Genomic DNA, 24,576 nt, shown 5'->3' with positions numbered 1-24,576 from the left:
TTCGAGTAGCTTTCGAGTAGCTTTTCTAGCTGTCCTTAGGGGCGGGTCTGGCCGGTGCCCTGAAGGATCCACTTGGTGGAAGTCAGCTCCGGCAACGCCATCGGGCCGCGCGCATGTAGCTTCTGGGTGGAGATGCCGATTTCGGCGCCCATGCCGTAGACCTCACCATCGGTAAACGCGGTGGAGGCGTTGAGCATCACGGCGGCTGCGTCGACCTCGTTGGCAAAGGTCAGGAGCACATCGGCGTCCTGGGCAGCGATGGCCTCTGTGTGGCCGGTGGTGTACTCGGCGATGTGTGCGATGGCCCCGTCGACGCCCTCAACGACCTTGGCGCAGATATCCATGGAGAGGAATTCCTCGCGCCACTCTTCATCAGTAGCCTCCACGGCGTCCTTGACGCCGAAGGCCTCGAGTTCCTTCACATCGCCGTGGATGGTGACCCCCGCCTCCTGGAGGGAGGTGATGATGCGGCGCTTGGCATCGTCGGCAAGCGCGGCGTCGATGAGCACGCACTCGGTGGAGTTACACACGGAGGTACGCCGGGTCTTGCCGTTGATGACCATGTCGATCGCTTTGTCCAGGTCCGCGGAAGCATCGACGTAGAAGTGGCAGTTACCGGTTCCGGTCTCGATAGCAGGAACGGTGGCGTTTTCCACCACCGCGTTGATGAGACGGGCGCCGCCACGCGGGATGACCAAGTCCACAAGCCCACGGGCGGTGATGAGGTCCTGAACGGAATCATGGGTCTCGCACGGCAGCAGCTGCACGCCTTCGCGCGGCAAATCAAACTCCATCAAGGTGTCCTGGAGCAGCTCCACGAGCTTGGCGTTGGAATTCTTCGCGGACTTCGAGCCGCGCAGCAGCGGCACATTGCCAGACTTCAGCGCTAGGCCGAAAGCATCGACGGTGACGTTCGGGCGGGCCTCGTAGACCATGCCCATGACACCGAGCGGCACGCGCACCTGCTTCATCTGGATGCCGTTATCCATGGTGCGGCCCTGCAGGATCTCCCCCACCGGGTCCTGGAGGGAGGCTACCTGGCGCAAGCCCCCGGCAATGCCCTCGATGCGGGCGGCGTCAAGCGAAAGGCGATCGATGAGGGACTCAGACATGCCGTTAGCACGGCCGGCCTCAATATCGCGCTGGTTGGCGGCGAGGATGTCCTCAGTGTGCGCGATGAGATTCTCCGCCGCACGGTTGAGGATCTCATTCTTGCGCGGGGTAGGCAGCTGCGCGAACTGGGGTGCTACCGCCTTGGCGGCGCGGGCTTGGGACAAAACTTCTTCACGTTCGGTAGTGCTCATGCCATACCAGCGTACGGAAGAAGCGCGAGCCCGTCAGGGTTTTCTTGTGAAATAGACCAAGGATCCTACCAGCGCGAAGACAGGAAAGACGAGCCACGCCTGCGACCAGTGCGCAAGAGAGTCGAGCAGGAGGAATGCAAGGACCGCAAGGATGCCGACGATGACGAAGATATTACCGTTTCTTTTATTCATAAAATGGAATATACAACGATTTATTACTATGCGCAGCGCACGAGGGGTTTAGACCCCATGGTCGCGGCGGTGCTCGGCGCCAGCTTGGAGAAGATTAGAACACGTGACCGATTCCTCGGTCCGGAACGAATATCTAATATCCGGCGTGCGGATCCACGAGGGTGGGCAGCTGCTTCCCCGCCGCAAAAGCCGTAGCCACCTTAATAGTGTGCGCTCCGATCTTTTCGCGCACTGATCGCTGCGTATTAGCAATGTGCGGGGTGATGACCACGCGCTTATCCTGCCACAGCGGGTGATCGTCTGGGAGCGGCTCTGGGTCGGTGACGTCGAGCGCAGCACCAGCAATCTCCCCGGAGTCCAAAGCAGCAACGAGGTCCTCGGTATTGATGAGCGGGCCACGGCCGACGTTGACCACCACGGCATGTGCTGGCATCTGCTTGAAGGCTTCCCTATCCACCATGTGGTGGGTTTCCGGGGTCAGCGGCGCAATGAGGACGAAGTAGTCCGCTTTCGGCCAGACTTTCTCCACCTCGGCGATGGGGTAGGTTTCGTCCGCGCCCTCAACCGCGTTGCCGGAACGGTTGACCGCGATGATGTGCGGACCAAAACCGGACAGCATGGTAATAAGCCGCTTGCCAATGCCACCGGCACCAATAATGGCCACCGTTTTATCGTCATAGAGGTACGAGGTGTGGGCCTCCATGTCGGCATAAGAGTCGAAGGTGCCGTTGACGCGGCGGTGCGCATGCAGCTGCGCAAGCAACAACGCGATGGTGGATTCCGCCACCGTGTTGTCATAGACCCCAGCCGCATTCGACCACGGCACCGTGCTGTCCTTCATCACGTCAAGGACATGGTCCACGCCCGCTGATGGAATCTGGACGAAGCCGATGTTCTCCGGGAGTGGGTCCGGGAAGTCGGTGCCGTCGCCGGTGTAGATGAGGAAGGAGGCGTCGGAAAGCGCGGCGCGTTCAAACCCCGCAGCGTCCAACACCGCCATGGTCTCCTCCCACGGCTTCGGTTCAATGGCGTACTTCATGAAAGGTCCTCCCTTAGTATCCGGCATCCGGGTCCACGCGCGTGGGCATGGGCTCGCCGTGCTCCCACGCAGCGGCATTGGCATTGAAGATAGCACCCATGTGGTGCTGGGCCACCTGGAAAGACGCCCCCATGTGCGGGGTCATTGTGGCATTCGGAAGATCATAGAGCGGGTGGCCATCCGGCAGCGGCTCCGGGTCCACGACCTCCAGGCCCGCGCCGGCAATCTGGCCTGTGCGCAGGGCCTCCACGAGGTCATCGGTGACGACCGTGCTGCCGCGGCCGACGTTAATAAAGAGCGCCGAGTCCTTCATGGCACGGAAAACTGAGGCATCGAAGAAGTGCTCCGTCTGCGCCGTCGCCGGCAGAATACTCACCACGAAATCCGCGTCGCCCCACACCTCATCGACGCGCTCGATGGGGATGGTGGCATCAGCGCCGTCAACCACGCGCCCCGAACGGTTAACCGCGGTAATACGCACACCGAAAGGCTTCAAGTACGCAATGAGCTGCTTCCCGATGCCTCCCGCTCCCACAATCAGCACATGCTTCGGCCCCTGCTGGTCATAGAGCCAGGCCTGGGACTCATCAAGCTCTTTCGACACCGACCACGATTTCGCCAGCGCGAAGGCTTTGTGGTGATGTGCTTGGGAGAGCAGAAGTCCTAACGCGGACTCCGCCACCGGCTTGGCAAAGGCCCCTGCCGAGTTGCACCACGGCACTCCACCGTCCCGGATGATGCCGGCCTCGATGAGGTGGTTAACCCCCGTGAAGCAGTACTGCACCCACTGGATATTCTCCGGCAGGTCCGGAACCTCCGACGCATCGGAAGAGGTGTTGATGAAGACCTCGGCCTCAGCAAGGCTCTCCACACGCTCATGTCCGGCAGCGTCAATGTCCCGAACTGTGGACTCCCACACGTCCGGCCCCATGTAATAACGCATCAGATTCGGGAGGCGAAGTTGGACAGGTAATCTGCGTGCACCACGGGGCGGCGCAGTTCCTCAGGAAGTTCGTCCGTGTGCTTGCCCATGAGTCCGCGCAGCGTCGTCGAGTCATAGCCCACCTCGCCGCGGCCAATGACCTGGCCCTTCGGGCCCATGATGTCGACGATCTCGCCTGCGTTAAACTCGCCCTTGATATCGGTCAGGCCCACAGCCAAGAGGGAATTGCCGCCGCGCACCACGGCCTCCATCGCGCCTTCATCGAGACGCAGGGATCCGCCCGCATCGGCACAGTAGAGCGCCCAGAACTTCCAGGCGGACAGACGGCGCTCCTCACGGGTGTGGAAGACGGTGCCCACGGAGGCGTCGTCAAGCGCCTGGCCGATGTTGTCCGTCGACGTCAGCAGCACCGGAATGCCGCCGCGGGTGGCCAGGCGAGCAGCGGACACCTTGGTGGCCATACCGCCGGTACCGACCTTGCCGCCGTCACCGGCCACAACTGCCTTGAGGTCCTTACCGGTGCGCACCTCTTCCACGAACTTGGCGTCCGGCTCCGCCGGGTTCTTGTCATAGAGGCCATCCACGTCGGAGAACAAGAAAAGCGCATCGGCGCTCACGAGATTGGCCACGAGCGCAGACAGGCGGTCATTATCACCAAAGTGCATCTCGGAGGTCGCCACGGTGTCATTCTCGTTGACGATGGGCACCGTGCGCATCTGGCGCAGGCGGTCAATGGTGCGCTGGGCGTTGCGGGCACGATCGCGCTTGCCGACGTCCGACGCCGTCAACAGCACCTGTCCAATGGTGCGGTTGTAGCGTGCAAAAGACACGCCCCACTCGTACGCGAGGTGGACCTGGCCGACTGCCGCCGCTGCCTGCTTGGTGGCGAGGTCAGTTGGGCGCTGTGTCAGGCCCAAGGGGCCCATGCCGGCGGCCACAGCACCGGAGGAGACAATGATGATGTCAGAGACATTCATGCGGGCACACACAGCATCCACGATCTTGTCGATTTTCTCCGTGGAGGTGACGAAGTCATCGCGCGTGAGCGAGGAGGAACCGATCTTGATGACGATGCGCTTGGCTTTCGAAATCTGTTCACGCAGCGGAGAGGAGAAGCCACTGGATTTATCCGAGAGCGTGGGAGTCTCCGGATAATCCACGTCCGGAGTCGGCCCCTCGAAAGGTTCGAGAGGGAGAGGATAGTCGAGCTGGTTGTCTGGTTCAGTTGACATAAAAGCTCAGTATACCGGCCTAACCCTGCCAGCGATCGCGGTTCGCGGACTCGCGCGTGACCTCCTCATCCGTGCCGTAATCGAACTCATCCACCAAACCACGGCGCGCCTGGGAAGCGCGCTTGCGCTCTGCGGCCGAGACGCGCTCGGTGCCCATGAGGCGACCATCCTGGCCGCGGCCGGCATCCGTGGCACGGCCGCCCGCCATCGGCTCGTACTCGAAGGTGATATCCCCGATGGTCACCGGGCAGCCTTCCTCCGCGCCCATCTTGTGCAGCTCCGCCTCCACGCCGGCCTTGGCCAGGCGGTCGGCGAGGTAGCCCACGGCCTCGTCGTTCTCGAAGTCCGTCTGGCGGATCCAGCGGTCGATCTTCTCGCCCTCAACGATGAAGCCGCCCTCCACCTCTGGGTCCTTGGTGATGGTGAAGTCGGCGAAGCGTCCCTTCTTCTTGCCCACGGACTTCGGCTGGATGATGGTGTGGTTCTTATCTGCCTTAGCCTTCGGCTGGGCCTTGCGGTGCTCGTTGACCATCTCCATGAGCTTGTACTTGAGCGGGTCCAATCCCTTGCGCGCCACCGCGGAGATAATGAAGACCGGCCAGCCGAATTTTTCCTCAAGGTCGTCCTTGACAAACTCCGCCAATTCCTCTGCTTCGGGGACATCGGCCTTATTGAGGATGATGACGCGCGGGCGCTCACGCAGGTCACCGAGGCCGTTGTCTTCCTCCAGCAGCTCCTGGTACTTGGCCAGCTCGTTCTCGAGAGCCTCAATATCGGAGACGGGGTCGCGGCCAGGCTCAATCGACGCGGTGTCCACCACGTGCGCCAGCACCGCGGTGCGCTCAATGTGGCGGAGGAAGTCCAGGCCTAGGCCCTTGCCTTCGGCTGCGCCTGGAATAAGCCCCGGCACATCGGCCATGGTGAAGGACTCGTTTCCCATGTCCACCACGCCCAGGTTGGGTTGGAGGGTGGTAAAGGGATAATCACCAATCTTGGGCTTTGCCGCCGAGAGCACCGAAATCAGCGAGGACTTACCTGCCGAGGGGAAGCCCACGAGTCCCACGTCCGCCATGGATTTCAGCTCGAGGACCAACTCGCGGACCTCACCCGGTTCGCCCTGCAGTGCAAACCCCGGGGCCTTGCGCGCGGCTGACGCCAGCGCCGCGTTGCCCAGACCGCCATAGCCGCCCTCGGCTGCAACAAATCGGGTACCGGGAACAGTGAGGTCCGCGAGCATCTCGCCGTCCTCGGTGTACACGACGGTGCCGGCTGGCACCTCGAGGATCAGATCCTTACCGCGTGCTCCGTTGCGCATGTCACCGGCGCCGTTGCCGCCGCGCTCCGACTTGATGTGCGGGCGGTAGTGAAAATCCATGAGGGTGTGGATCTGGGTAGAGACCTCGAGGAGAATGTCTCCGCCATGACCGCCGTTGCCGCCATCGGGGCCGCCGAGCGGCTTGAACTTCTCGCGGTGGACGGACGCGCAGCCGTGGCCGCCGTCGCCTGCCTGCAGGTGCAATACCACTCGGTCAATGAATCGTGCCATGCCCGCTAGTGTAATGGTTCCAACCATGCCAGCCTAGTCGGCCTCCTCCACCGAGCGGCGGAAAACGCGACAATCCCGAGCCCCCTCTATCGGGATGCTCGGGATTGAAACTAAAAGCTCTTAAGCGGTGGCCTCTGCAGCGACCTCTTCGGCCGGCACGATGTTAACCATGCGGCGGCCGCGCTTGGTGCCAAACTCAACGGAGCCGGCAGCGAGAGCGAACAGGGTATCGTCGCCGCCGCGACCAACGTTCTCACCCGGGTGGAACTTGGTGCCGCGCTGACGCACGATGATCTCGCCGGCCTTAACCTGCTGACCACCGAAGCGCTTGACGCCGAGGCGCTTGGACTCGGAATCGCGACCGTTGCTGGAGCTGGAAGCACCCTTCTTGTGTGCCATGTGGTTTCCCTCCTTCAGGGATGGATTAGAGCCGGTTAAGGCTTACTTGATACCGGTGATCTTCAGCGTGGTCACCGGCTGACGGTGGCCCTGACGCTTCTTGTAACCAGTCTTGTTCTTGTACTTGAGGATGTCGATCTTCGGGCCCTTGCCCTGCTCGACAATTTCTGCGGAGACAGAGACCTTCTCCAGGTCAGCTGCCTTCGACTTGACGGTTGCGCCATCGACGAGCAGAACCGGGGTGAGAGCAACGGAGGAACCCGGCTCACCCTCGATCTTCTCGACCTTGACGAGGTCACCTTCAGCAACCTTGTACTGCTTGCCGCCGGTCTTGACGATCGCGTACATAGAGGGCTACCCCTTATCTAAACTCGGCTCGTCAGTAGCTGGGTGATGCCACCGACGAATGGACATTGGACAATTGCGTTCAGACCACAAGCCGCGAGAGACGCGCGAAAACCGCATTCGTCCCGTCCAGCGCATTCATGGTCTAAACAGCGACTGTCAAAGACTACCCCGTCAGGTGCCGAAAAGGCAAAACGCTCCTTTCTAGCGCGAGCTGCGGCGGGTGACACGGCGCCTACCACGCCCACCCCTGCGGCTTGCCGACGCCCCCTTGGCCCCACCTTGCTTCTCCCGCGCGGTGGTCTCATCGCGCTGCTGGAACTTCGGCGCCTGTGCTGTCTTCTCCACGACAACCGGCTGTTGGGATTTCATCGAGCGACGCACCGCACGACGACGACCACGCCCGCGCGAGCTGCGCGCCGTTGTGTGTTCGCCCTGTCCAGATTTCTGGGACTTGGCAGCTTCCTTGGCCGGGGCGGTGCTGCTGCCCTGCTCGTCTGCTGCCTTCGAGGTGTGCGGCTCGTGCTCGAAGTCTTCACGCTTCGGGCGGACGTCAGAACGCGAGTTGCCGCGTGTGCGACGCTTGCGGCGCGGTGACTTCTCGAATTCCTCGACGGCCTCCTCGTAGGTCTGGCGTGAGCGCTGCTTCGGCTGCTCTTCGTGCGACGTGCTCTGCGCCTCGGCCTTCTTCTCGGACCTGCGTGAGGTGCGCGTTGCCCGGCGCGGCTTGCGGGAGCGCTTCGATTTCTTCGGCGCCATGTTCTCTGCCACGGCGTAGCCGATGGACGCGCTGTCCGGTGTGCCGGCGTCGACCTCATCACCACCGTCGCGGCCATCGCGGCCGGGGGCTTCGTCGTCTGAGTCGACGACCACCACGTTGGCCACAAGATCCTCGAGCGCAGAATCCTTATCGTCTACTGCATCCACGTCATCTGCGTCGACACCAGCAGTGTTCTCGTAATCATCATGACGATGCATTCGTACCGCAGCCGGGTGCTGCTTCGGATCACGGTGTGGCGCGCGGCGCTCCTTGCGGCCTCGGCGCTGCGGCTTGGAGTTCTCCTCCTCCGGTTCCTCATCCACTGGGTACTCATGGATGATAATGCCGCGGCCGTTGCAGGCTTCGCACTCGGTCGAGAAGGTCTCAACCAGGCCGGTTCCCACGCGCTTGCGAGTCATCTGCACCAGGCCCAGCGAGGTCACCTCGGAAACCTGGTGGCGAGTGCGGTCGCGCCCCAGAGCTTCCTTGAGTCGACGCAGGACGAGGTCCTGGTTTTCCGGCAGAACCATGTCGATGAAGTCCACGACGATCATGCCGCCCATATCGCGCAGGCGCATCTGGCGCACGATCTCCTCGGCCGCCTCGAGGTTGTTGCGCGTGACAGTTTCCTCAAGGTTGCCACCGGAGCCCGTGAACTTACCGGTGTTGACGTCAATAACCGTCATGGCCTCGGTGCGCTCAATAATGAGGGTGCCGCCGGAGGGCAGCCAGACCTTGCGGCTGAGCGCCTTGTGCAGCTGCTCGTCGATGCGGTAGGTGCTGAAAGCATCCTCGCCATCGTGTTCACGGGCGTCGTAGCGCACGACGCGATCCGCCAGGTCGTGCGCCATGGAATCCACGTAGGCGCTCACTGTGTTATAAGAACGTTTGCCGTCGACGACAAGGGTGCTGAAGTCCTCGTTGAAGAGGTCACGCACGACCTTGATGAGCAGATCCGGCTCCTCATACATCGTCACCGGTTTGGCACCCTTGGTGGCTTTCTCATGTGCCGCGCGGGCGCTGATGTCCTCCCACAGGGAGTGCAGACGGTTGACGTCGGTAGCAATGTCTTCTTCCGGAACATTCTCTGCCGCCGTACGGATGATGGCGCCGCCATCGCCCGGAATGACGCGCTCCAGAATGCCCTTGAGGCGCTTGCGCTCTGGGGCCGGGAGCTTTCGGGAAATACCTGCGCTGCGCCCGCCCGGAACATAAACCAGGAAGCGACCAGCCAGGGAAATCTGGGTAGTCAGACGTGCGCCCTTGTGGCCGATCGGGTCCTTGGCCACCTGGACCAGAATCTGATCACCGGACTTCAGGGCGTTTTCAATCTTGCGGCCACGCCCACCAATGCCGAGCGCGCGCCAATCGACGTCTCCCGCATACAGCACACCATTTCGCCCCTGTCCGATATCAACAAAGGCGGCCTCCATCGAGGGCAGGACGTTCTGCACACGGCCGAGGTAGATGTTGCCAATCTGGGAGGGGTGCGATTCGGTCGTGACAAAGTGCTCGACAAGGAGGTCATCCTCCAAGACACCGACCTGGGTAATAATTCCGGCACCGTCGGTGCGCTGCTTGTCACGCACCACCATCGTGCGCTCCACCGATTCCCGGCGAGCCAAGAACTCCGCTTGGGACACGATGTGCTGGCGCTCGCGACCCTTCTCGCGCAGCTCAGCGCGGCGGCGGCGCTGGGCTTCGATGCGGGTCGAGCCCTTGATGGCCTTGGGTTCGTCGATAAGCTCAGCCCCACGGCTGTCACCACTGTGTCCCTCGGCACCGCGCCCACGCGAAGTACCGCGACTGCCTCGGCGGCGACCACGCTGCCGCGTCGACGGTGCCGCGTCCTCACCAGAATCATCGGCGTCATCCAGGTCCTCAGGCTTCTGACGCTTCGGCTTCGGGGTGACCTTCGGCGCCATGAACACTGGTGCGTACTCGTAGACCTCCGGTTCCTCCTCCGGCATCGGCGTAATCAGCGGAGTGAGGTCATCCTCGTCGAAATCATCGCCGGATTCGGCGAGTGCCTCGTGCAGCATCTCAGCGTCAACCTTGTCCACGATCTGGGAGATTTCATTGTCAACGTTCTTGCGCACGCGTTCGCGCAGCTTTTCCTCGTCCTCGCTCAGCTGCTCGGGCTGCTCGGGCTGCTGTGGCTGTTCCGCAACGTTATCCGCGGAGTCCTCCGGCTGGCTGAACAACTCCTCCTTCGCGGGCTCCTGCTTCTGCGGCTTATCCTTTTGAGGCTTATCCTTCTGGGGCTTTGCGGTCTCAGCTTCTTTCGCTGCATTCTCCGTCTTGTCGGCCTTGGCAACGCGCTTCGCCGCGCGCTTGGCCCGCTTCTTCGGGGCAGTCTTCGCTGGCTTTTCCTCGGCCGATGACTCTGTGGCTGCGACCTCTTCGTCGGTGACAGTCTCAGCCTTGGTGTCGGTGGTGGGGGCGAGGGACTCGATGAGTTGGCCAATCTCCTCTGGTGAGGCGGAGGACTGCGCGGACTTCTTAAGACCCAGCTCCGCAAACTGCGCCACCAACTCCTTGGAGGCCACGCCTATTTGCTTGGCCAAAGCGTAGACCCGCGTTTTGGGGGCGAGCGCTTCGCGGTCAATCCCCGCTACCGCCGCTGCCAAAGCTGATTCACTGCGTACTTCTTCTTTTTTCTTGGATGCCATTAGTGGCTTAACTCCCGACGTCTGCTCACCCCGGGCGCAGGTTGCCGCCACACGGTGGTGAGACTTTTTAAAAACTCTTTGCTTCCGTATTCAGTTATATGAGTATCTGTGCCTTCCATTCTGGCACAGGTTTCAGTGTAAGCCACATGTTAGTATCGCCGCTATGTCCGAACTGGAGCACGCTAACACACCCGCTACCCCAGCACAGCGTGAATTAGCGCCGCGCACGGTGGCTCAAGCACGCGCCCGCAATGAGATTGCAATGCGGGATATCGTCACCGTGGCCGTGCCGGCCGGCATCGCGTCCGGCCTTCGCGCCGTTGACTTCCCCTACCCCTATGCAGTTCCGGTTTACGCAGTGTTGTGGATCGCCATGATTTACGGTGCCTTTCGCATCATCCGCAGCAAGCCGAAGTTCGTCCAAGCCGGGCAAGGAGAGTTCCGGGCGGGCGACTACCCCCTGCTCGCCTACTTTCTGCCGGTGATCGCTGTCTTCTCCCCGATGATCACCGCGGGAATCGAGTCGACCGGAATGTTTGACACTGTGTCCCTCAACCCCATCCTTGTCGCCGCCGGCCATACTGCCTTCGCCATCCCGGCGTTTATCATTGGCGGCCGTGCGTTCGGCACGACCGCGTTTCGCGTTGGCAGGCGGCGCATCAAGGCCATCACCGAACAAGGAAGCCTCGAGGGTGTCACTCAAGAGAGCATCGCAGCGGTTCAGAACCATCCGGAGGTGCTGAGCGGCCTCGTGGCCGCCGGCGCCGTCACGGGCAATACAACGACTATCCCAGCGCTGGGTAAGTTGCTCGGCTATGACGAGGGGCTCGAGGAGGAACTGCGCGAGCTCGAGAAGGCCGGCGTGGTGAAGCTGCCTGGTCTCATCCAGTGGAGTGGTGAGCGGACCTTTAACATCACTCTGACCGAAGCTGGCGTGCGCAGCATCGACGCCGCACGCACGCGCTAGCGCGGAAGAGTGGCATCTCCCGGGAAGAGTTTCGGCCCAATCCACAGCATGAAATAGACCAGACCAACGAGGACTGGGATCTCAACAAGGGGACCAATCGTTCCGGCAAGGGCTTGAGCAGACACCGCTCCGAAGGTGCCGATGGATACTGCAATGGCAAGTTCAAAGCTATTTCCTGCTGCGGTAAACGCCACGCTGGCAGACTGCGCATAGTTCATACCAACAGCCTTTGCCACGCCCAGCGACAGCACAAACATGCCCACGAAGTAGATCACCAGCGGCACGGCCACGCGTACTACCGCTACTGGCTGCTCCACAATGTGCTCGCCCTGCAGGGAAAATAGCAACACAATTGTGTACAGCAGACCAATCATGGCCAGTGGTGATACGGCCGGGAGGAAGCGGTTCTCAAACCATTCCCGTCCTTTTACCTTTTCGCCCCATACGCGAGACAGCACACCCAACAGGAGCGGGATGCCCAAGAAGACGAGCACGGACTTAACAATGGCCCAGAAGGAAAAGTCAACACTTGTAACATCCAGTCCCAACCAGCCGGGGAGGACGCGAAGGTAGAACCAGCCCAGAACACCGAACATGGCGACCTGGAAGATGGAGTTGAGGGCGACAAGCACAGCCGTTGCTTCGCGGTCAGCGCACGAGAGGTCCGACCACACAAGCACCATGGCAATACAGCGCGCAAGGCCCACAATGATGAGGCCGGTACGCAGCTCCGGCTGGTCTGCCAAGAACAGCCACGCCAGGGTAAACATTAACGCCGGCCCCACCAGCCAGTTGAGGACAAGCGATACCGCCATGAGGCGGCCATCCGTGGCAATTTCCTTGGTCTTCTCGTAGCGGACCTTGGCCAAGGGCGGATACATCATGACGAGGAGGCCAATGGCGATCGGGATGGAAATCCCGTCCACTTCAACGGCCCCTAGGGCTTGGCCAATTCCGGGAATGAAGTGGCCAATGAGCAGTCCGGCGGCCATCGCCAGAATAATCCACACGGGTAAAAATCGGTCAAGAAAAGACAACTTCGGGCGCTGCGCCACAGCCATGTCTCTCCCTCCTTCGACGTCGAACAAAGCACAATACGAACACGCAATCTACAGCACATATTGATGGGCGTCAATATAACGTAGGGAGGCAAGGATAGTCCCTATACTGATCACATGGCTTCCTCTTCCACGCCCGAGACCAGTGTGCCCGGCACTGAGTGCTGCTCCTTAAGCATGGGCCCACTCAGCGACGCCGAGGCGATGCATTTTTCGCAGCAATTCAAAGTCCTCGCAGACCCAGCCCGCCTTCGTCTGCTGTCCATTTTGTGCGAGGAAGGCTGCGGTCCAATGAGCGTCACGGAGCTCACCGAGCTCACTGCGCTGAGCCAGCCCACGGTCTCCCACCACTTAGCACGTCTGCGGGAGGCCGGCCTGTTATCCAAACAGCAACGCGGCCGCACCGTCACCCACCAGGTGCACAAAGACGCTTTTGCGGCCTTGCGCACGCTGCTGTCGTTCGACTAACCGGTGCCCGACCTGTTCTGCGCTCTTGCACGCAGGGAGTGTTCAGTAGCAGAAATGACAAAAGCCCGAGCGATACGCTCGGGCTTTGGTGCGCGCTAGACGCGGTGAACTTCTTTAGAGGTTCGGGAACCAGATGGAGATCTCGCGCTCAGCGGACTCCGGGGAGTCGGAACCGTGGACGACGTTCTCGCCGACGGTCAGAGCGAAGTCACCGCGGATGGTGCCCGGGGTGGCCTTCTCTACTGGGTGGGTGCCACCGGCAAGCTGGCGCCATGCGGCGATAGCGGACTCGCCCTCGACGATGCCAGCAACCAGCGGTGCGGAGGTGATGAAGTCAACGAGCTCGCCGAAGAACGGCTTGTCCTCGTGCTCGGCGTAGTGCTTCTTGGCGGTCTCCTCGTCGGCGACGCGCAGATCCATGGCGACGAGCTTCAGGCCCTTGCGCTCAATGCGGGAGATGATCTCGCCCACGTGGCCGTTCTTCACGCCGTCCGGCTTGATGAGAATGAGTGTACGTTCAGTCATACGGCACATAGTACAGGTAAGCCGTGCTCGCGTCCGCGCAGAGGGCTATTAAGTGAGGCGTCGCACGATTTCTTCGGCGCGCTCATGGCTGGTGCCGCGGAACCACATCTGAACCTGGCGCACGGCGGTGCCGAACTGACCGTTATCAAGCAGGCCCTGTAACTCGTCGCGGTGCCAGCCCTCGAGATCCTCAAACTGCACAGGGCGCTGTTCGCTCTGATGCTTAAGCATTCCGACGACAAGGAAAATGAAAGCTGGGACGAGCAAAGCGAGCGGGAGTGCAAAGCCGCCATAGAAAATCTTGGCCCCGACTGCCGCGAGACAAAGAAGTGCAGAGAGACCGTAGAGAAGGTAGCGCATGCCCGCTAGTCTAGCGCGTCGAGCGTCGAGGACAGCCACATCCGGGAGCTCATGAGCAGGTGTTTTGCTGCAGCCGTATGCGGGGCCCAGAGTTCAAAAGCGTGAACGCCACCTTCGACGACCTCGCACTGCGTAGGCACGCCAGCTGCCTCAAGGCGCTCGGCATAATCCAGAATTTCGCCGTAGAAGAGCTCGCTGTGGCCGGCGTAGAGCCACGCGGGCGGAAGGCCGGTGAGGTCCTCACGGCGGCCGGGCACAGCATAGGGCGCGTTCGGGTCATCCTGGACGTAATAGCGCCAGGCCTGCGCATTGGAATCCGCATCCCAGATGACGTTGCGCTCATCGGACGCGGCGCGGTCATCGAGCATCGGGCAGAAAAGCCACTGCCCCACTGGCTGGATCCCGCCCTCGTCATACAGCCGCTGGCACAGGGCAGCAGCGAGACCACCGCCAGCACTTTGACCGCCAATGACGATGCGGCCGGGGCGCACCCCAAGCTCGTCGGCATGGGTGAGGAGCCAGCGGTGGGCCGAGTGGACGTCGTCAAGCGCGGCGGGGTACGGATGTTCCGGGGCGAAGCGATAATGCGGCGCGACCACCGTCACGCCCAGCTGCGCGGCGGTGTCCTTGAGGTGCTTCACATCCTGGCGGGGGTGACCCATGAGCAGACCACCGCCGTGAATCCACAGCACCACGGCGCGGGGATTCTCCGGCTCGTAGATGGTGGCACGGATGTCGCGGCTTTTCACGCGGCGAGTCCGCACACCGTAGATGTAGGGCGCAGGCCACAGCGCCGGAACGACGCGGCCAGCGCGGCGGATGAGCGGATTCGTCGGATCGAACAATGACATAACTGCCGCACCCGCGCGCAGCTCCGGCCGGATATACACCGTGTTCGCCCCCTACTTTTCGTTGAGGTGCTGCGTGGTGAGGTAACCGCGCTCCATGCGCGCCACAATAACGGAGCGCATATAGGCCGCCAGCGCCCAGAGAAGGGCAAAGATGATGAAGATGGTGGCTACCGACCAGTGGATCATAAAGCCCAGCACGATGCCGATGATGTGGAGAACAATCTGCGCGCCCACAATCCACGGCTTGTTCATGAACGGGAAGGACGCCAGCAGAAGCACCATGAAGCCGATGACCACACCGTAGTTGAACGGGGTCCACAGGGTGCCGTCATAAAGCTTGTACAGCATGGGCAGAGCGAGGACGAGTGTGAGCAGCTCCAACGTGAGGGAGCTGGCTACGACCATGCCGCCGAATTGCTTGAGCGGGTCCTTCGTGGGGGCTTGGCCAAGGCCGAGTGGGCCGATCTCATTCTCGGGGACGGGTTTGCGGGGGCTCATGCGGGCTCCTTTCCAAAGAGTGCGCGGGCATCGCCGGCGGTAACGACGGAGCCGGTGATGATGATGCCGGAACCGGACTGGACGTCGGCGTCCTCGGCCAGCTCGACAGCCTGGGCATAGGCGCTGGGCAGATCGGGGTCGACGAAGACGCGTTCCTCACCGAAGATATCGCGGGCGAGCTCCGCTAGCTCATAGGCGTCGCGGGCGCGTGGCGAGGCATTCTGCGTGATGACGACCTCCGTGAGCACGGATTCTAAGGCGGTGAGGATGCCAGCAGCATCCTTGTCCGTGAAGATGGACACCACGCCGATAAGGCGCGCGAAATCAAAGTCGCGGTCGAGCGCCGCGGCCAGCGCCTTCGCGCCGTGCGGGTTGTGGCAGGCATCGAGGAAGGTCGTCGGGCTCGTGCGCACACGCTCCAGGCGGCCAGGCGACATGGCCTTGGCAAAGCCGGTGCGCACGGACGCGATGTCGATGGGGTTGCCTGATGACGCCCCGAAGAACGCCTCCACCGCCGCCAGTGCCACGGCCGCGTTCTTGGCCTGGTGCTCGCCGTGTAGGGGCAGGAAAATGTCCTCATAGAGGCCACCCAATCCCTGGATGGTGAGCTGCTGGCCGCCCACCGCAATGCGGGATTCCAGCGCGGCGAACTCGGAGCCCGCGCGGGCCACGCCCGCGCCAACGTCGACGGTGCGCTGCAACAGCACACGCATAGCCTCGGGTTCTTGTTCGGCGATGATGGCGATGTTCTCCCCCGGCGTGAGGACGTCGTCCGCATCGTGCTCACGGGCCTTGATGATGCCGGCCTTCTCACCGGCAATCTCCGTGATGGTGTCGCCCAGGTAGTCAGTGTGGTCCAAGCCCACTGGCATGACTACGGCAACTTCGGCGTTGACCACGTTCGTGGCATCCCACGTGCCGCCGAGGCCTACCTCAACCACGGCGACGTCGATAGGCGCATCAGCAAACGCCGCATAGGAAATACCCACGAGTACCTCGAAGGTGGACATGGGAATATCCGAGCGCGCATCGACCATCTCGACATAAGGCTTGATTTCGCGCCAGATACGCACGAAATCGCGCGGGTGGATGGGGTGACCATCGATGCCGATGCGCTCGGTCACCAACTGCAGGTGCGGGCTAGTCACCAGGCCGACGCGGCGGTGGAAAGAACGCAGGAGCGAGTCGATCATGCGCGCGGTCGAGGACTTGCCGTTGGTGCCTGCGACCTGGATGACGTGGAAGGAGCGCTCCGGGTGGCCCAGGAGATCCATGAGCATCTCGATGCGCTCCAGGCTCGGCTCAATGATGGTCTCCGGGGCGCGGGAGTTGAGCTCCGCGGTGACCTGGGCCAGCTCGGCGAGTTCCTCTGGGGAGGCTTGCTCCGGGGCAGCTTCCTCGTAGTCCTCTTCTCCGCCGAGGTTGAGGGTCAGGCCGGAGTCGGTGATTTCGACCGGCCCGCCGTCGGTGCCCTCCGCGAGGGCATCGACAATTTCGTACTCCTCGCGGTTGTTGTCCTCCGCCACTACTTGAGTCCCTCCAGACGTGCGGTGATACGCTCGACCTCTTCTTGGGCCACCTGCTGACGGGTGCGGATCTTCTCCACCACGGCCTCCGGGGCCTTGGACAGGAAGGCCTCGTTGCCCAGCTTCTTACCGGTCTGATCCAGCTCCTTCTGTGCCTTGGCCAGGTCCTTCTCCAGGCGCTTGCGCTCGGCTTCCACGTCCACGGCACCGGACGTATCCAGGGTGACCTCCACGGTGGCCTGGGACAGGCGCACCTCGATGGAGGCAGAGGCGGTAAAGTCCTCGCCCGGCTCGGTGGTGTTGGCCAGGTTGCGGATGAGGCCCTCTTGGTTCTGCAGATCAGCGGCAGCAAAGTCGAGGCGGCCCGGAACCTTCTGGGAAGGCTTCACGCCCTGGTCGGAACGGAAGCGGCGTAGCTCAGTGATGAGCTTGTCGGCATCTTCGATGCGGCGCGCGGCTACCTCGTCCTTCTCCGCGCCACCATTGGTGTGCTCCTGCGTCGGCCACTGGGCGGTGACGATGGTCTCCCCACCGGTGAGCGCCTTCCACAGAACCTCGGTGACGAACGGCATGGTCGGGTGCAGCAGGCGCAGCACAAGGTCGAGAACGCGGCCCAGGACGATCTGGGTGGTGCGGCCGCGAGCGCGCTGCTCGTCGCTCGCCTCAGCCTCGTCGCGCGGGATCTGGGTCTTAGCAATCTCTAGGTACCAGTCACACAGCTCATCCCATACGTAGTGGTAGAGCAGCTCATTGGCCTTGGCAAACTGGTAGTCATCCAGGTAGGCGTCTACCTTGACGCGGACTTCTTCGGCGCGGTCGAGGATCCAGCGGTCGGCGTCGGAAAGCTCCTCGCGTGCCGGAAGCTCTGCCACGCCTGCGCCGTTCATGAGCGCAAACTTGGTGGCGTTAAACAGCTTGGTGGCGAAGTTGCGGCCAGCGGCAGCAGCATCGACGGCCAGCGGCAGGTCCACGCCCGGGTTAGCACCACGGGCCAGGGTAAAGCGCAGGGCGTCCGCGCCATAATCGCGCACCCAATCCATCGGGTCAATGCCGTTGCCCAGGGACTTCGACATCTTGCGGCCCTGCTCATCGCGGACCAGGCCGTGGAGGTAAATGTCCTTAAAAGGAACCTGCGGGCGGCCGTCCTTTCCTTCACCGAGCAGCTCCGGGGTGTGGGCGCCGGCGAAGGTGCCGAACATCATCATGCGTGCCACCCAGAAGAACAGGATGTCGTAGGCCGTGACCAGCACGTTGGTGGGGAAGAACTTCTCCAGGTCGGCGGTCTTCTCCGGCCAGCCCATGGTGGAGAATGGCCACAGGGCGGAGGAGAACCACGTGTCGAGCACGTCCGGGTCCTGCACATAGCCCTCCGGGGCCTCCTCATCGGGGCCGAGGCAGATGATGTCTCGTTCACCGTCTTCGCCCTCCGGCCCGTACCAGATCGGAATGCGGTGACCCCACCACAGCTGGCGGGAGATGCACCAATCGTGCATGTCATCGACCCACTCGAAGTAGCGCGGCTCGAGGGACTTCGGGTGAATGGTGGTATCGCCTTCGCGCACAGCATCGCCGGACATCTTCGCCATCTTTTCCACGGCCACGAACCACTGCAGGCTGAGGCGCGGTTCAATCGGCTCGCCGGAGCGCTCCGAGTGGCCCACGGAGTGCACGTAGGGGCGGATTTCCTTCACAATGCGGCCCTGCTCGCGCAGCGCCTCACGGATCTCCACGCGGGCTTCCTCGCGGGTCAGACCGTCAAACTGCGTGCCTGTGTTCGCGATGTGGCCGGTAGTGTCCATGATGGTGGGCATGTCCAGGTTATGGCGCTGGCCCATGGCATAGTCATTGGGGTCGTGCGCCGGGGTGATCTTCACCGCACCGGTACCGAATTCCATATCCACGTAGTCATCGGCAATGATCTTCAGGCTAAGGTCATCGCGGAAGGGGTGCGGTAGCTCGGTACCAACAAGGTGAGCGTAGCGTTCGTCATCGGGGTGGACGGCGATGGCGACGTCACCAAGCATCGTTTCGACACGGGTGGTCGCCACGATGAGGTGCGGCTCGGCGTCGTCCAGCGAGCCATAGCGAATGGACACGAGCTCGCCCTCGACGTCCTTGTACACCACCTCAATATCGGAAACAGCGGTCTCCAGCACCGGGGACCAGTTAACCAAGCGGTTAGCCTGGTAAATCATTCCCTCGTCGTAGAGGGTCTTGAAAATGGTCTGCACGGCACGGGAGAGGCCATCATCCAGCGTGAAGCGCTCGCGGGACCAGTCCACGGAGTCACCGATGGCGCGCATCTGGTTCTGGATAGTTCCGCCGAACTCTTCCTTCCATTCCCAGACCTTCTGGATGAATTCCTCACGCTCATAATCCCAGCGCTTCTTACCTTCCTGCTCGCGCAGGCGGGACTCAACCTTGGTCTGGGTAGCAATGCCGGCGTGGTCAGCACCTGGCAGCCACAGGGTGGCGTAACCCTGCATGCGCTTGCGGCGAATGATGGAGTCGATCAGAGTGTGGTCCAGGGCGTGGCCCATGTGCAGCTGGCCGGTGACATTCGGCGGCGGCAAGACGATGGAATAAGATTCCGCCTCCGAGGACGCGTCCGGGGTGAAGTAACCAGCGCTTACCCAGCCTTCATAAAGGTCCTTCTCTACTGCCTGCGGCTCCCAGGACTTGGGAAGCTGGTCCGCGCGGTTGGTGCCAACGAGTTGCTCTTTATTCTGATCAGTCACCTGGCCAACTTTACCCTGTGCGTCAACTGGCACCTGCCCCTGGCTAGAGTAAGGGCATGTCTCACATATCTCGGCTTCGTACTCGTCATTTTGCCCGCGCCAAGCAGGAATCCCAGGCCTTCGCCTGCATGACCAGTTATGACTGCATGACCGCCGAAATCTTTGATGAAGCCGGGGTGGATCTGCTGCTCGTGGGAGATTCCTTGGCCAACGTTGTGCTGGGTCGAGAGACCACCCTGTCGCTCACCCTCGATGAGATCATTCCGTTGGCCCGCGCAGTGGTCACAGCCACGTCCCGCGCTTTCGTTGTGGTGGACCTGCCCTTCGGCACCTATGAAGCCGGCCCTGCCCAAGCCTTGGAGTCAGCGGTGCGCATCATGAAGGAGACGGGCGCGCAGGCAGTGAAGCTGGAGGGCGGTGCGGAGCGCGCCCCGATTATCGCCGCGCTTGTCGACGCCGGCATTCCCGTCTGCGCCCACATCGGCTTCACGCCCCAGCAAGTTCATGCCCTGGGCGGCTTCGTGGTCCAAGGCCGCGGCGCGGGCGCGGAGAAGCTTTCAGCTGATGCCCGCGCGCTTGCCGATGCCGGCGCCTTCGCCGTCGTTCTCGAGATGGTCCCCGCCGCCCTCGCGGAAGAGGTCACTCGAGAGCTTCCCATTCCCACCATCGGCATTGGCGCCGGTGCACAGACTGACGGCCAGATTCTCGTGTGGACCGATGCTTTTGGCCTAGGCGGTTCCAAGGCACCGCGCTTTGTGCGCCGCTATGCAGACCTGCGCGGGGCTTTGCTCAGCGGCGCAAAGGAGTACGTGGCCGATGTCAGCGCCCGCTCCTTCCCTAACTCCGAGGAATCCTTCGAGGACTAGGCTTTATCTTCATGAAGATTCTTCGTACAAAAGCCGAACTCCGCGCCTTCCGTTCTTCCTTGTCGGGCTCGGTAGGCTTCGTGCCGACGATGGGCGCCCTCCACGAGGGCCACGGCTCCCTGGTACGTCGCGCCCGAGAGGACAATGACCACGTTGTGTGCTCGGTCTTTGTCAACCCCCTTCAGTTCACTGACCTTGGTGACTGCGAGGACTACCACGCCTATCCGCGTGACCTTGACGCCGATGCCGCGTTCCTTGACTCCCTAGGTGCAGCAGCCGTCTTCGCCCCCAGCGTGGAGGAGATGTACCCCGGCGGAACTCCGCGCGTATGGGTGCGCACGGGTGAGATGGGCTCAGTACTGGAAGGTACATCGCGCCCGGGCCACTTCGATGGCGTGGCCACAGTCGTTACCAAGCTCTTGAGCCTGGTGTGTCCTGACCACGCTTACTTTGGCCAGAAGGATGCCCAGCAGGTGGCGATCCTGCGCCGCGTGGTCTCCGATCTCGATCTTCCGGTGGACATCGTCAGTGCCCCGATCGTCCGTGCAGCAGACGGCGTGGCCGAGTCCAGCCGCAATGCCCGCCTGAGCTCTACTGAGCGCGAACAAGCCGTCGCATTGTCACAGTCACTCTTCGCGCTGCGAGATGGCACCTCGCTGGAGGCTGCGCGCGCCCAGCTCGCCTCCTCCCCCGGCGTCACCGTGGACTACCTCACCGTGGTGGACCCCGCCACCCTGGAGCCGGTTGATGCACAACACCGGCCCGCCCTGGCGCTGGTGGCAGCGCAGGTGGGGCCGGTGCGGCTCATCGATAATCTCGTGCTAGACGCTTAGTCCTTGAGCAGGTGCGCGACAGCCTCGCGCTCCTCACGCAGCTCCTGCACGGAGGCCTCGATGCGTTCCTTCTGGAAGTCATTGAGCTCAAGCCCCTGGACGATTTCCCACTTGCCATCACGAGCCACCGTGGGGAATCCGGCGACGAGGCCCTCGTCCACGCCGTAAGAGCCATCGGAGACGACGGCCGCCGTACGCCAATCTTCGGTGCCGTGGATCCAATCGTGCATGTGGTCCACCGCGGCAGACGCAGCGGAAGCTGCCGAAGACTTGCCGCGCACTGCGATGATCTCGGCGCCACGCTTAGCCACCTTTGGAATCATCTCCTCCTTGTACCAGTCCTCATCCACCTCAGCGTTGGAGAAGGTCAGATCCGGGAACTGGGAGGCGGAGTGGTTGCCCCACACAGCCACCTTAGTGAGCTCCGCGGTGGGCGTGCCGGTCTTGAGGGAAACCTGGCTCTGCGTGCGGTTGTGGTCCAGACGCATGAGTGCGGTGAACTGGCTCGGGTCCAGGTCCGGAGCGCTCTGGGCAGCGATGTAGGCGTTGGTGTTGGCCGGGTTGCCTACAACGAGGACGCGGACGTCGCGCGCGGCAACGTCATTCAGTGCCTTGCCCTGCACAGTGAAGATAGCGCCGTTGGCCTCCAGCAGGTCAGCACGCTCCATGCCCTTGCTGCGCGGGCGGGAGCCAACGAGGAAGGCAGCCTTGGTGTCCTTGAAAGCCACGTTCGGATCATCGGTAACGGTGATGCCGCGCACCAACGGGAAGGCAGAGTCATTGAGCTCCATGGCCACGCCCTCAGCCGCGCCGACGGCCTGCGGGATCTCCAGCAGTGCCAGCTCCACTGGGGTGTCCTTGCCATAGACATCACCGGCGGCGATACGCCACAGGAGGGAGTAAGCAATGTTGCCGGCGGCGCCGGTCACGGTGATCTTCACGGGTTGCGATGCAGTCATGTGTGACATCCTTTCGACGGGGTACTCACCTTCCCACCCTAGTCCCGTCTGCCTCCGCCATGGGGTGTGATTTCACCCCCGAAATACCCAAGATCTCTGTACTTGAACTCCGCCTACGTAGTTTTTCGGCATAGTGGTAAGGAGCTGGCATAACCAGCCACCATTTCCTATGCGCACAAGGACGGGACTTTCATGACCACTGAAACCTCATCGGTCAACTCCGGCTCTGTCGAGCGCGTTATCGATGTTGCGATCGCGGAGTTTTCGGAGCACGGCTTTGCCGAGACCAAGCTAGAGTCCGTATCGAAGCTGTCTGGCATGTCCAAGCGCATGATCCACTACCACTTCGGCGACAAGAAGGGCCTCTACCAGCAGGCCCTCGCCGCCGCCGCCAAGCGCCTCAACCCGCCGGAGGGCAGCCTCGCCGTTGATTCTGCAGTCCCCGTGGAAGGCGTGCGCACGCTCGTGGAGTGGATGTTTACCCAACACGTAGCGAACCCCGAAGCCATCAAAATGATGACCATGGAGTCCTCACATAGTGTGCTGGACTCCTCGCAGGCGGTTATTGATGTCTCCGAGATTTCCCTCCACCTGGACAAACTCCTCCTCTTGGGCCAAGATTCAGGTGCCTTCCGCCCGGGGATTACCGCCAATGACATCTTCACGTTGATTGCGGCGTTGACGATGTATCGTGTGACCAATCACTCGATGATGAACAACCTGCTGGACATCGACATGCAAAGCCCCACCAACACCGAGGGCATGCACCGCATGGCGGTCGACGCTGTCTTGGCCTTTCTCACCGCCAACATCCCCGACTCGGGCCACCAGTCCTATCTCACACAGACCGAGGCCGAAGTCGGTACCGAGGCCACCCCGCAGGACATCTACTCAACCGAGGCGGACGATAACCTCAACGTCTCCGCCGGGCTTTATGAGGACTAGCACCCCATCAGGGCCACAGTAAAGAGATCCTCTGTGCTCAGCTTGTCCTAAAACACCAGGCAGCCACCCAACCTTGCGTACATAGAGCCCTACTACTCTGGTCTCTTTACGCAAAGGGAGTCGGCATCGCTTAGATGGCATCCGCCAAAGGGCACTTTCAAGCGTGAAAACGCCCTCTAGAGAGGATAAAAGGCATCTTCACGGCTGAAGATGCCTTGTAGAAGATGCCCTGTGGCAGATGAGCGCCTAAGCGGATTCCTTCGCCTCATCCGAGTAGACGAACTCCGGCTCTCCCTCGCCCTTCACACAAGCCTCGGTGATGTGAACGCTGGAGATGTCCTCGCGGTCAGGCAAGTCATACATGACCGGAACCAGCAGCTCCTCCATGATGGCGCGCAGGCCACGAGCACCGGTCTTGCGCTCCAGTGCAAGCTCGGCGATGGCCTCCAACGCCTCGTCCTCGAAGTGCAGGTCCGCGCCATCCATGCTGAACAGACGCTGGTACTGCTTGACCAGGGAATTCTTGGGCTCCACGAGTACCTTGACCAGGGACTCGCGGTCCAGGTTATCCACCGTGGCCACGACGGGAAGGCGGCCGATGAACTCCGGGATGAGGCCGAACTTGACCAAATCTTCCGGGCGTACCTGGGAGAAGAAGTCCACGGATTCCTTTTCATCCTTGGTTTCCAGCTTGGCCCCAAAGCCCACGCCCTTCTTACCCACGCGCTCTGAAATCACCTTGTCCAAACCAGCGAAGGCGCCAGCAACGATGAACAGAATGTTGGAGGTATCCAGCTGAATGAACTCCTGGTTCGGATGCTTACGGCCGCCCTGCGGCGGGATGGCCGCTACGGTGCCCTCAAGAATCTTGAGCAGCGCCTGCTGCACGCCCTCACCGGATACGTCGCGTGTGATGGATGGATTCTCCGACTTGCGGGAAATCTTGTCCACCTCATCGACGTAAATGATGCCGTGCTGGGCGCGCTCCACGTCGAAGTCTGCTGCTTGGAGCAGCTTGAGGAGGATGTTCTCAACATCCTCGCCGACATAGCCAGCCTCGGTCAGGCTCGTGGCATCGGCGATGGCGAAGGGGACATCGAGAAGCCGTGCCAGGGTCTGCGCCAGGTAGGTCTTACCGGAGCCAGTCGGGCCCAGCATGAGGATGTTGGACTTGGCAATCTCGACGTCTTCATCCTGTGCCTTCTTACGGCGACTGTCCAAGCCCGCAGCTTCCTCCGCCTTGATGCGCTTGTAGTGGTTGTACACCGCCACGGACAGCACTCGCTTGGCCTGATCCTGGCCAATGACGTACTTGTCCAAGAAGGCAGAAATTTCTGAGGGACGCGGCAGGCGCATCTCCTTCTCACTATCCGCCTCGGCCTGAGCTGCGCCGAGCTCCTCCTCAATAATCTCGTTGCAGAGCTCGATGCATTCGTCACAAATGTAGACGCCGCCGCCGGCGATAAGCTTCTTCACTTGCTTCTGGCTCTTTCCACAGAAGGAACACTTGAGCAGGTCAGCGCTTTCTTGCATACGTGCCATGAAGGCCT

Annotated in this window: 23 protein-coding genes; 5 read left to right on the top strand and 18 right to left on the bottom strand. The window is 62.0% G+C overall.

The window, feature by feature from the left end; all coding sequences use genetic code 11:
- Positions 1–35: 35 nt before the first annotated feature.
- The 9 genes from HMPREF3149_RS11450 to HMPREF3149_RS11415 all read right to left on the bottom strand — a co-directional run bounded on the left by HMPREF3149_RS11450 (position 36) and on the right by HMPREF3149_RS11415 (position 10,432).
- On the bottom strand, positions 36–1,304 hold the full coding sequence (locus tag HMPREF3149_RS11450) for a glutamate-5-semialdehyde dehydrogenase (RefSeq protein ID WP_070538271.1): 1,269 nt from the start codon (positions 1,302–1,304) through the stop codon (positions 36–38).
- A 33-nt stretch (positions 1,305–1,337) separates the two neighbouring features.
- Positions 1,338–1,496, bottom strand: a complete 159-nt coding sequence (locus HMPREF3149_RS13690; protein ID WP_168162218.1) for a hypothetical protein — start codon at positions 1,494–1,496, stop codon at positions 1,338–1,340.
- A gap of 133 nt (positions 1,497–1,629) precedes the next feature.
- Complete coding sequence (locus HMPREF3149_RS11445) at positions 1,630–2,535, bottom strand: D-isomer specific 2-hydroxyacid dehydrogenase family protein (RefSeq protein ID WP_070538269.1); 906 nt, start codon at positions 2,533–2,535, stop codon at positions 1,630–1,632.
- Positions 2,536–2,548: 13 nt separating this feature from the next.
- A complete protein-coding gene (locus HMPREF3149_RS11440; protein ID WP_070538267.1) occupies positions 2,549–3,478 on the bottom strand; it encodes a D-isomer specific 2-hydroxyacid dehydrogenase family protein in 930 nt (309 codons plus the stop codon).
- A complete protein-coding gene (gene proB, locus HMPREF3149_RS11435; protein WP_070538265.1) occupies positions 3,478–4,710 on the bottom strand; it encodes a glutamate 5-kinase in 1,233 nt (410 codons plus the stop codon). Before proB ends, HMPREF3149_RS11440 begins: the two co-directional genes overlap by 1 nt.
- Before the next feature lie 19 nt (positions 4,711–4,729).
- Positions 4,730–6,256, bottom strand: a complete 1,527-nt coding sequence (gene obgE / locus HMPREF3149_RS11430; RefSeq protein ID WP_070538307.1) for a GTPase ObgE — start codon at positions 6,254–6,256, stop codon at positions 4,730–4,732.
- A gap of 120 nt (positions 6,257–6,376) precedes the next feature.
- Positions 6,377–6,655, bottom strand: a complete 279-nt coding sequence (rpmA, locus tag HMPREF3149_RS11425; RefSeq protein WP_042531960.1) for a 50S ribosomal protein L27 — start codon at positions 6,653–6,655, stop codon at positions 6,377–6,379.
- A 42-nt stretch (positions 6,656–6,697) separates the two neighbouring features.
- Positions 6,698–7,003: a 50S ribosomal protein L21 gene (rplU, locus tag HMPREF3149_RS11420; protein ID WP_042531962.1), complete on the bottom strand. Its 306-nt coding sequence runs from the start codon at positions 7,001–7,003 to the stop codon at positions 6,698–6,700.
- A gap of 201 nt (positions 7,004–7,204) precedes the next feature.
- Entirely contained in the window at positions 7,205–10,432 is a 3,228-nt protein-coding gene (locus HMPREF3149_RS11415) for a translation initiation factor IF-2 N-terminal domain-containing protein (RefSeq protein WP_070538263.1), read from the bottom strand.
- Between the two features lie 163 nt (positions 10,433–10,595).
- Between HMPREF3149_RS11415 and HMPREF3149_RS11410 the strand changes: the two genes are divergently transcribed.
- Positions 10,596–11,399: a hypothetical protein gene (locus tag HMPREF3149_RS11410; protein WP_239179395.1), complete on the top strand. Its 804-nt coding sequence runs from the start codon at positions 10,596–10,598 to the stop codon at positions 11,397–11,399.
- Here HMPREF3149_RS11410 and arsB read toward each other — a convergent pair.
- Positions 11,396–12,460 carry an ACR3 family arsenite efflux transporter gene (gene arsB / locus HMPREF3149_RS11405; protein WP_070538261.1) on the bottom strand — a complete coding sequence of 355 codons (1,065 nt, stop codon included), beginning with the start codon at positions 12,458–12,460 and terminating at the stop codon, positions 11,396–11,398. The two genes, HMPREF3149_RS11410 and arsB, sit on opposite strands and share 4 nt — an antisense overlap.
- A gap of 114 nt (positions 12,461–12,574) precedes the next feature.
- Between arsB and HMPREF3149_RS11400 the strand changes: the two genes are divergently transcribed.
- Positions 12,575–12,925: an ArsR/SmtB family transcription factor gene (locus HMPREF3149_RS11400; protein ID WP_070538260.1), complete on the top strand. Its 351-nt coding sequence runs from the start codon at positions 12,575–12,577 to the stop codon at positions 12,923–12,925.
- 114 nt (positions 12,926–13,039) lie between these two features.
- On the opposite strand, the gene ndk is transcribed toward HMPREF3149_RS11400, so the two are convergent.
- Genes ndk through HMPREF3149_RS11370 form a run of 6 tightly spaced genes read right to left on the bottom strand, consistent with a single transcriptional unit; the run spans position 13,040 to position 19,423 of the window.
- Positions 13,040–13,450, bottom strand: coding sequence for a nucleoside-diphosphate kinase (ndk, locus tag HMPREF3149_RS11395; RefSeq protein WP_039676402.1), 411 nt, complete (start codon positions 13,448–13,450; stop codon positions 13,040–13,042).
- Positions 13,451–13,498: 48 nt separating this feature from the next.
- The gene (locus tag HMPREF3149_RS11390) at positions 13,499–13,810 is read right to left on the bottom strand and encodes a hypothetical protein (protein ID WP_070538258.1); all 312 of its coding nucleotides are present in this window, start codon (positions 13,808–13,810) and stop codon (positions 13,499–13,501) included.
- A gap of 5 nt (positions 13,811–13,815) precedes the next feature.
- A complete protein-coding gene (locus HMPREF3149_RS11385; protein WP_070538303.1) occupies positions 13,816–14,661 on the bottom strand; it encodes an alpha/beta hydrolase in 846 nt (281 codons plus the stop codon).
- A gap of 51 nt (positions 14,662–14,712) precedes the next feature.
- Complete coding sequence (locus HMPREF3149_RS11380; RefSeq protein ID WP_070538256.1) at positions 14,713–15,159, bottom strand: DUF4233 domain-containing protein; 447 nt, start codon at positions 15,157–15,159, stop codon at positions 14,713–14,715.
- Positions 15,156–16,685 (bottom strand): bifunctional tetrahydrofolate synthase/dihydrofolate synthase, encoded by a 1,530-nt coding sequence (locus HMPREF3149_RS11375; protein WP_070538254.1) that lies wholly within the window; start codon positions 16,683–16,685, stop codon positions 15,156–15,158. The genes HMPREF3149_RS11380 and HMPREF3149_RS11375 overlap by 4 nt, the downstream gene beginning before the upstream one ends.
- Positions 16,685–19,423 carry a valine--tRNA ligase gene (locus tag HMPREF3149_RS11370; RefSeq protein ID WP_070538252.1) on the bottom strand — a complete coding sequence of 913 codons (2,739 nt, stop codon included), beginning with the start codon at positions 19,421–19,423 and terminating at the stop codon, positions 16,685–16,687. The genes HMPREF3149_RS11375 and HMPREF3149_RS11370 overlap by 1 nt, the downstream gene beginning before the upstream one ends.
- 56 nt (positions 19,424–19,479) lie before the next feature.
- Here HMPREF3149_RS11370 and panB point away from each other — a divergent pair, with 56 nt between their 5' ends.
- Together panB and panC are read left to right on the top strand one after the other, a co-directional pair.
- Complete coding sequence (gene panB / locus HMPREF3149_RS11365) at positions 19,480–20,289, top strand: 3-methyl-2-oxobutanoate hydroxymethyltransferase (RefSeq protein ID WP_070538250.1); 810 nt, start codon at positions 19,480–19,482, stop codon at positions 20,287–20,289.
- An 11-nt stretch (positions 20,290–20,300) separates the two neighbouring features.
- Positions 20,301–21,122 (top strand): pantoate--beta-alanine ligase, encoded by an 822-nt coding sequence (gene panC / locus HMPREF3149_RS11360; RefSeq protein ID WP_070538248.1) that lies wholly within the window; start codon positions 20,301–20,303, stop codon positions 21,120–21,122.
- Here panC and HMPREF3149_RS11355 read toward each other — a convergent pair.
- Positions 21,119–22,081 carry a malate dehydrogenase gene (locus tag HMPREF3149_RS11355; RefSeq protein ID WP_070538246.1) on the bottom strand — a complete coding sequence of 321 codons (963 nt, stop codon included), beginning with the start codon at positions 22,079–22,081 and terminating at the stop codon, positions 21,119–21,121. The genes panC and HMPREF3149_RS11355 overlap by 4 nt on opposite strands.
- 192 nt (positions 22,082–22,273) lie before the next feature.
- Here HMPREF3149_RS11355 and HMPREF3149_RS11350 point away from each other — a divergent pair, with 192 nt between their 5' ends.
- The gene (locus HMPREF3149_RS11350) at positions 22,274–23,026 is read left to right on the top strand and encodes a TetR/AcrR family transcriptional regulator (RefSeq protein ID WP_070538244.1); all 753 of its coding nucleotides are present in this window, start codon (positions 22,274–22,276) and stop codon (positions 23,024–23,026) included.
- A 246-nt stretch (positions 23,027–23,272) separates the two neighbouring features.
- Here the strand turns inward: HMPREF3149_RS11350 and clpX are convergent, their stop codons facing one another.
- On the bottom strand, positions 23,273–24,568 hold the full coding sequence (gene clpX, locus HMPREF3149_RS11345; protein ID WP_042531987.1) for an ATP-dependent Clp protease ATP-binding subunit ClpX: 1,296 nt from the start codon (positions 24,566–24,568) through the stop codon (positions 23,273–23,275).
- Between the last annotated feature and the right edge of the window lie 8 nt (positions 24,569–24,576).

The sequence above is a fragment of the Corynebacterium sp. HMSC05E07 genome, assembly GCF_001807225.1.
GTDB lineage: Bacteria > Actinomycetota > Actinomycetes > Mycobacteriales > Mycobacteriaceae > Corynebacterium > Corynebacterium singulare.
This window is presented reverse-complemented; position numbering and strand designations above follow the sequence as displayed.